General features: G+C 61.9%; 1 protein-coding gene. It reads left to right on the top strand.

Annotation, left to right across the window (positions count from 1 at the left end; translation table 11 throughout):
• A partial coding sequence (locus tag NMG10_RS25855) for an immunoglobulin-like domain-containing protein (protein ID WP_254465383.1) occupies positions 1–544 on the top strand: 544 nt, incomplete at both ends.

The raw sequence follows: 544 nt of genomic DNA, 5'->3' as shown, positions 1-544 counted from the left end.
GGCGTCAGCGGCGCGGACAACTTCGAGAAACTGACCCTCGGCGACAACACGATCACCACGACCGTGACCGACGAGCCGGGCACTGGCACGCCAGGCACCGACAACCAGGGCGATAAGGTCACCGTCACCATCGTCGGCAAAGGCGATGTCACCGAAGACCAGCAGCCGGCCTTCACCGTCAAGGTCAGCCAGAAGCTGGACCATGACCTGACCGTAACCCTGTCGAATGGCGACAAGGTCGTGATCCCGGCCGGCCAGACCGAAACCGAATACAAGGCCAAGGCCCAGGGCGACGACGTCTTCAAGGACGGCGACACCCTGACCGTCGGCATCACCGATGCCGCCGTTGATGGCAAGGCTTTCGAAAATCTGGAACTGGGCGGCAACGCTTCGGTGCAGATCACCGATACCGTCAGCGAAGTCGTTGCGACACTGACCGCTGACAAGACCACCGTCACCGAAGGTGGCCAGATCACCTACACCGTGACCCTGACCAATGCCCAGGGTCTGCCGGTCAATGGCCATAACGGCCTGACCTTCACCT

Source organism: Pseudomonas sp. DVZ6 (assembly GCF_024259445.1).
GTDB classification, from domain to species: Bacteria; Pseudomonadota; Gammaproteobacteria; order Pseudomonadales; family Pseudomonadaceae; genus Aquipseudomonas; species Aquipseudomonas peradeniyensis.
Note: the sequence above shows the minus strand (reverse complement) of the source record. Positions and strands in the feature narration are given on the sequence as shown.